Annotated in this window: 7 protein-coding genes; 3 read left to right on the forward strand and 4 right to left on the reverse strand. The window is 66.8% G+C overall.

The window, feature by feature from the left end:
- The first annotated feature begins 55 nt into the window (after positions 1–55).
- Entirely contained in the window at positions 56–844 is a 789-nt protein-coding gene (locus tag IB259_RS16305) for a copper resistance protein NlpE N-terminal domain-containing protein (RefSeq protein WP_119451858.1), read from the forward strand.
- Positions 845–935: 91 nt separating this feature from the next.
- On the opposite strand, the gene IB259_RS31100 is transcribed toward IB259_RS16305, so the two are convergent.
- The 4 genes from IB259_RS31100 to IB259_RS16325 form a co-directional block, all read right to left on the reverse strand.
- Positions 936–1,352 carry a response regulator transcription factor gene (locus IB259_RS31100; RefSeq protein WP_054459287.1) on the reverse strand — a complete coding sequence of 139 codons (417 nt, stop codon included), beginning with the start codon at positions 1,350–1,352 and terminating at the stop codon, positions 936–938.
- Positions 1,353–1,468: 116 nt separating this feature from the next.
- Entirely contained in the window at positions 1,469–2,323 is an 855-nt protein-coding gene (gene panC / locus IB259_RS16315) for a pantoate--beta-alanine ligase (RefSeq protein WP_054459288.1), read from the reverse strand.
- A 36-nt stretch (positions 2,324–2,359) separates the two neighbouring features.
- Positions 2,360–3,250, reverse strand: a complete 891-nt coding sequence (locus IB259_RS16320; RefSeq protein ID WP_054459290.1) for a ScpA family protein — start codon at positions 3,248–3,250, stop codon at positions 2,360–2,362.
- Between the two features lie 16 nt (positions 3,251–3,266).
- Complete coding sequence (locus IB259_RS16325; RefSeq protein WP_042796240.1) at positions 3,267–3,455, reverse strand: DUF3460 family protein; 189 nt, start codon at positions 3,453–3,455, stop codon at positions 3,267–3,269.
- 98 nt (positions 3,456–3,553) lie between these two features.
- On the opposite strand from IB259_RS16325, the gene IB259_RS16330 reads away from it, so the two are divergent.
- Positions 3,554–5,008 (forward strand): DHA2 family efflux MFS transporter permease subunit, encoded by a 1,455-nt coding sequence (locus tag IB259_RS16330; protein WP_192329610.1) that lies wholly within the window; start codon positions 3,554–3,556, stop codon positions 5,006–5,008.
- On the forward strand, positions 4,995–6,521 hold the full coding sequence (gene glpK, locus IB259_RS16335) for a glycerol kinase GlpK (protein ID WP_192329612.1): 1,527 nt from the start codon (positions 4,995–4,997) through the stop codon (positions 6,519–6,521). The genes IB259_RS16330 and glpK overlap by 14 nt, the downstream gene beginning before the upstream one ends.
- The last annotated feature ends 232 nt before the right edge of the window (positions 6,522–6,753 follow it).

The following is a 6,753-nucleotide window of genomic DNA, read 5'->3' on the forward strand; positions in this document are numbered from 1 at the left end:
ATCTTCGCATAAGTGCGTAAAATCGGAGACAGACTCACCACACGGATAAGCTGCCATGACCGCGCGCGTAGAAATCGGTACCCGCTCCCGCAAACTCAGCGTCATGGGGCTGCTGCTCGCAGGCACCGCATTGGGCGCAGCTGGCTGTGCCCAACAGAAAACCGAAGGCTACTACGACCCTCCCGCCGAAAGCACCGTGACCGACGCCCAGTACCAGGGGTCGGGCGCGGGATATCGCAGCGTCATCCGTGCGCCGTCGCAAGTGCAGATCGCGCTCAAGCCGGATGCCCCCCGCAAGAACCAGAATCAGGCCGCCCAGGCCGCCGCCGGCGGTCAGACCACGGAAGACGGCCAGGCAGTCCCGGCAGACACCGAACACACCACCTCGGCATCCGCCGCAAGCGCGCCGGCCGCCGCCAGCCCGGCAAATCCCAGCGCGCCCAATCCGGCCGTGCAGAGCCTGGTGCCGCAGCCGCAGACCTACATGGGCACCCTGCCGTGCTTCTCGCCCGCCATGCAGTGCACCGCACAGCGCGTGACGCTTACGCTGGCGCCCAATGGCCGTTGGCGCGGCCGCGTGGCCTACCTGGAAAACGATCCCAAGAAAGGCCCGCCGGTTACCGAGCAAGGCTGCTGGGATGCCACCGACGAGCGCCCGCCGCGCGTCATCCTGATGGACAGCAAGGGCAATGGCCGCGCGGAATTCGTAGTGGCTGCCAACAACGTGCTGCGCGTGCGCTCCATTGACGGCCAGACGCCCAACCTGAACTACAACCTGACCCGCCAGCCTGATCTGGACCCGATCGACGAATTGGCCAAGGCGGCCGCGCCCCAGTGTCCTTGAGGCCCGCCGGCGGCCATTGAGTACGCCGCCTGCGCAGCCTTCCTACCCGGGCCCGACGAACATCACGTTCGCCGGGCCCGGTGCTTTTGGACTACCCGGCCTGGCTGTCTGGGTCGGCGCCAAGATCGGAACGGCGTGCAGCGGGACTTGCCAGGCATGGGCTGTACGCTGGCGTCGGCGGCTCATGCAGCACATAGCTCGGACTGACGCTGCCGGGCGGGGGCATGGAAACCAGCGCATGCCGGCGGTCCGGCCCAGCCGCCCCAGGCACGGGCGAGGCGCCGGAACGGCCGTGCTCGCACAGCCGGCACGCCAGTTGCATGGCGTTGCGCACTTGCAGCTTGGTGAAGATGCGGGAGCGGTGGGCCTCGACCGTGCGCAGCGAAATGCCCAGGTCTATGGCGATGACTTTATTGGGGCGGCCGGCGGCCACATAGGTGACGATTTGCCGTTCGCGGGGAGTGAGGGAAGAAAGAACGGCTTCCAGATCGGGACGGGGAGCTTGCATGGGGCGGCTCGCTTGCAATGTAGGATTGCACCGAGTCTGACCCGCCTCCCGCCACCACGTAAGCTGGTAGTTCTTTCAGGGGTGGACATGGACGCCACCCCCGCGGCCTTGCCGTCTCAGGCCGTGTAGGCCAGTTCCAGATTGTCGATCAGGCGGGTCGTGCCCAGCTTGGCGGCCGCCAGCGCCACCAATGGTTCGCCGGCCTGCAGGTCGGCGGCTTCGGGACGCTTGAGGTCGCGTTGGCGGCGCAGAGCCACGTAGTCCACCTGCCAGCCGCGCCGGGTCAGGGTCTCGACGGCTTCGCGCTCCAGGGCGGCGGCATCCCGTTCGCCCTGGGCCAGGCGCTCGTTGGCGTGCCGCAACGCGGCATACAACGCAGGCGCCTCGGCGCGGTCGGCGTCGCTGAGGTAACGGTTGCGCGAGGACAAGGCCAGGCCATCTTCGGCGCGCACGGTCTCGTGCGCCAACACTTCGACGGGCAATTGGAATTGGCGGCACATGTTGCGCACCACCATCAGCTGCTGGTAGTCCTTCTTGCCGAACACCGCCACGCGCGGCTGCACGCAGGAGAACAGCTTCAGCACCACGGTGCTGACGCCTTCGAAGAAGCCGGGGCGGAACTCGCCTTCCAGGATATCGCCCAGGTCGTCCGGGGGCTGCACACGGAAGTTCTGCGGCTCCGGATACATCTCGCGCTCGTTCGGCGCGAACAGCACGTAGACGTCGCGCTCGCGCTCGAGCTTCTCGATGTCGGCGGCGAGCGTGCGGGGATACTGGTCGAAGTCTTCGTTGGGACCGAACTGCAGGCGGTTCACGAAGATGCTGGCCACCACCGGATCGCCATGCTGGCGCGCCAGCTTCATCAGGGACAGGTGGCCTTCGTGCAGGTTGCCCATCGTGGGCACGAAGGACACGCGATTCTGGCCGCGCAGGTGATCGCGCAATTCCTGGATGGTGTGTACGACTTTCAAGGGGTTTCTCCGGGGTTGGGGGCAGCCCGGTGAGGATCAGGCCGCGACCGCCGACACGCTGGTGTAGGCCAGGCGCACGTAGATGGGAGCATAGGGCTCGGCCTGCGTAATTTCCAGCAGGGACTCGCGCGCCAGCTCCAGCATGGCGATGAAATGCACGACGACCACCGCCGCGGGCGCGCCTTCGCGGACGCGCTCCATGAACAGGTCGCCGAATTCCATGAAGCGCACGTCGTTCAGGCGCCGCAGGATATGCGTCATGTGATCGCGCACGGACAACTGTTCGCGCGTGATGTGGTGATGCTGGTTCAGCTTGGCCCGCTTCATGATGTCGGCCCACGCCGCGCGCAAGTCGTCCACGCTGACCTCGGGCAGCATGCGCTCGACGCTCAGGTCGGCCACCGCCTGGCTGCTGACGAAGTCGCGGCCCAGCTGCGGCATCGCGTCCAGCTTCTGGGCGGCCAGCTTCATCTGCTCGTATTCGAGCAGGCGGCGCACGAGTTCGGCGCGTGGATCTTCCGGTTCTTCGCCGGTGTCGGTCTTCTTGACCGGCAGCAGCATGCGCGACTTGATCTCGATGAGCATCGCCGCCATCAGCAGGTACTCTGCGGCCAGCTCCAGGTTGTGGATGCGGATCTGCTCCACATACGACAGATACTGCCGCGTGACATCCGCCATGGGGATGTCCAGCACATTGAAGTTCTGCTTGCGGATCAGGTAGAGCAGCAGGTCGAGCGGCCCTTCAAACGCTTCCAGAAACACTTCCAGCGCATCCGGCGGGATGTACAGGTCCGTGGGCATCTGGAACAGCGGCTCGCCATACAGGCGCGCGAACGCCACGCTGTCGATCGTGTCAGGGGTGCTGTCGACGGGCGGTTCCACTAGCGCGGCCAGGGCGTCGCCCGGGACGGAAGCGTTTTGGGCCATGATTGCCGCAATGGGCTCAGTCGGCCTGGTAGACGTACGGCTTTTGCGGCACGCGGGCCGCGCGGAAGCCTTCCAGCAGCTCCGAGTCCTGCGGTTTGTCCCAAAGGCGGGCGCGGCCCTCGCGCTGGCGCTCTTCGGTGCCAGGATGCGATTTCTTGTAGTCCTTCAGGAAAAGGGTGATCTCGGATTCGTAGTTGGTCGCCATGGCACCAATTTCAATGGGTTTCGGATGTAGGGAGTTTACTTCACGGCGGCCCACCCCCCGGCGTTACAATCTCGCGGCACCCATCGCCCCCGCCCGCCATGTCCGCAGAAACCGCAGCAGCAGCCCGCCCCGCTCCTCTTTCCAGTGAGCAAGCCGCGCGCGCGGCGCGCATGATTCCCTTCATCGTGGGCTGTGCGCTGTTCATGCAGATGCTGGACGCCACCGTGGTCGCCACTGCCCTGCCAGCCATGGCCCACGCCCTGGGTTCGACCCCGGTACGGCTGAACGTGGCCATTACTTCCTACCTGCTGTCGGTGGCGGTATTCGTGCCCGTCAGCGGCTGGGCGGCCGACCGCTACGGCGCGCGGCGGGTATTCGTGGCGGCGATCGGCCTGTTCACGCTCAGCTCGGTGGCCTGTGCGCTGTCCCAGGATCTGCCGCAACTGGTCCTGGCCCGCATCGTCCAGGGGATGGCGGGCGCAATGATGGTGCCGGTGGGGCGCATCATCCTGCTGCGCACCGTGCCCAAGCAGGACTTGCTGAAGGCCATGTCCTTCCTTTCCATTCCGGCCCTGCTGGGCCCCGTGATCGGACCGCCGTTGGGCGGCTTCATGGTCACCTACATGTCCTGGCACTGGATCTTCCTGATCAATATCCCTATCGGTATCCTGGGAATTTTCCTGGTGCTGCGCTACGTCGCGGAAATCCGCGAGGAAGCCGCCCCGCGCCTGGACTGGCCGGGCTTCCTGCTCAGCGCGATCTGCCTGGCGACCCTGGTCAGCGGTTTCGAGGCCATCGGCCGCGACGTCATGCCGCCGTCCGTGCTGCTGGGGCTGATCGTGGTCGGCACGATCTGCGGCCTGCTCTATGGCTGGCATGCCAAGCGCACCGAACACCCCATCATCGACCTGTCGCTGATGCGGATCCCCACCTTCGCCATCTCCACGCTGGGCGGCAACCTGTGCCGTTTCGCCGTGGGCGCCACGCCCTTCCTGCTGGCCATGCTGCTGCAGGTGGGTTTTGGCCTCACGCCGTTCGCGGCCGGCCTGATCACCTTCGCCAGCGCCGCGGGCGCGCTGCTGATGAAGTTCGTGGCCACCCCCATCGTCAAGCACTTCGGCTTTCGCCGGGTCCTGACCGTGAACGCCGTGCTGGCGGGCTCGTTCATCGTGGTCTGCGGCGCCTTCACGCCCACCACGCCGGTGTGGCTGATGATCGCGATCCTGCTGGTCGGCGGCTTTTTCCGTTCGCTGCAGTTCACCGGGGTAAATACGCTAACCTATGCCGACATCCCCCCGTCCAAGATGAGCCGCGCCAGCAGTTTCGCCGCGATGGCGCAGCAGCTGGGCATCAGCCTGGGCGTGGGCGTGGCCGCGGTGACGCTGAACATCAGCATGTCCCTGCGCGGCGCGGAAACGCTGGCGATCCGCGATGTCGTCGCGGGCTTCATCGTCGTCGGCGTGCTGTGCATGGCTTCGACCTTCTCCTTTAGACGCCTCGACCCTCTGGCCGGGGCACACCTGAACGGCGCCAAACAAAGTGACGACGAATGAATTTGTCCTAGCCCTGGACCAGGGCACGACCAGCTCCCGCGCAATCGTGTTCGACCGTGAGGGCGTGGTGCGCGGCGTGGGCCAGCGCGAATTCCGCCAGCACTATCCGCGGCCGGGCTGGGTCGAGCACGATGCCAGCGAGATCTGGCATAGCCAGCTGGACGTGGCGCGCGAAGCCCTGCGCAATGCCGGCGCGACCGCCGCCGACATCGCCGCCATCGGCATCACCAATCAGCGCGAAACCACCCTGATCTGGGAACGCGCCACCGGCCGCCCGCTGGCGCGCGCCATCGTCTGGCAGGACCGCCGCACGGCGCCCATGTGCGACCAGCTGCGCCAGGACGGCCACGCCGATTTCCTGCAATCGCGCACCGGCCTGGTGCTGGACGCCTATTTTTCCGGCACCAAGCTCGCCTGGCTGTTGGATCACGTGCCGGGCGCACGCCAGATGGCCGATCGCGGCGAACTGGCCTTTGGCACGGTGGACACCTGGCTGATCTGGCAACTGACGGGCGGCGCGGTGCACAGCACCGACCCGAGCAACGCCTCGCGCACCATGCTGTTCGACCTGCACACGCAGGACTGGAACGACGAGATCCTGGCGCTGCTGAAGATCCCGCGCAGCGTGCTGCCCACCATCGCGCCCAGCAGCGCGGTGGTGGGTGAAGCCCTGCCCGAATGGTTGGGCGGTTCGATCCCGATTGCCGGCAACGCCGGCGACCAGCAGGCGGCCACCTTCGGCCAGGCCTGCTTCACGCCGGGCATGGCAAAGAACACCTACGGCACCGGCTGCTTCATGCTGATGAACGTGGGCGAAAAGCCTGTGCAGTCCCACAACAACCTGCTGTCCACGGTAGGCTGGGGCCTGCCGCAGGCCGGCGACAGCGGCTGGCGCCCGACCTACATGCTGGAAGGCGGCGTGTTCGTGGCCGGCGCGGCGGTGCAGTGGCTGCGCGACGGCCTGGGCATCATCCAGCGTTCGGAAGAAATCGAATCCCTGGCCGCCAGCGTGGCCGACACCGACGACGTATTCATGGTCCCGGCCTTCGCCGGCCTGGGCGCGCCGCACTGGGATCCGTATGCGCGCGGCACGCTGGTGGGCCTGACCCGCGGCACCACCCGCGCCCACATCGCCCGCGCCACGCTGGAATCCATCGCTCTGCAAAGCGCCGAACTGCTGACCTGCATGAACGGCGACAGCGGCATCGCGCTGACCGAGCTGCGCGTGGACGGCGGCGCCGCCCGCAACGACCTGCTGATGCAGATGCAGGCGGATTTGCTGGGCGTCCCGGTGGTCCGCCCGCGCGTATCGGAATCGACGGCGCTGGGGGCCGCGGGGTTGGCGGGGCTGGCGGTAGGGTTCTGGTCGGAGCTGGAGGAGTTTGCCTCGAAGTGGCAGGCTGAGCGGACGTTCGAACCGACTTGGCCGGAGTCCGTGCGGGCTGCGCGGATGAAGCGGTGGCGGCAGGCTGTGGAGTTGTCCAAGGGGTGGTCGGATAGTGCTGGGAAGTAGGCGGGCTTTGTCGCTTCTGGCGATGTTGCTTCGTGGTATTGAGCTCGGCCGAGGCTGCGTTTGCATGGTTTCGAGGCGCCGTTCCAGTGCTTCGTAGGCCGCCCATCGGCGCGGGCGCCTGAGTGGCGGGCGCCCACGATTGCGGTCCGGAGCCTTCGCTCCGGACTGCCCCGTCGTCATCTTCGTCCAGGCCTTCGGCCTTCCCTTCAGATTCCCTCGGGCGCATCGAGGT

It is taken from the genome of Achromobacter sp. ACM04, from assembly GCF_014851465.1.
Lineage (GTDB): Bacteria > Pseudomonadota > Gammaproteobacteria > Burkholderiales > Burkholderiaceae_B > Achromobacter > Achromobacter aegrifaciens.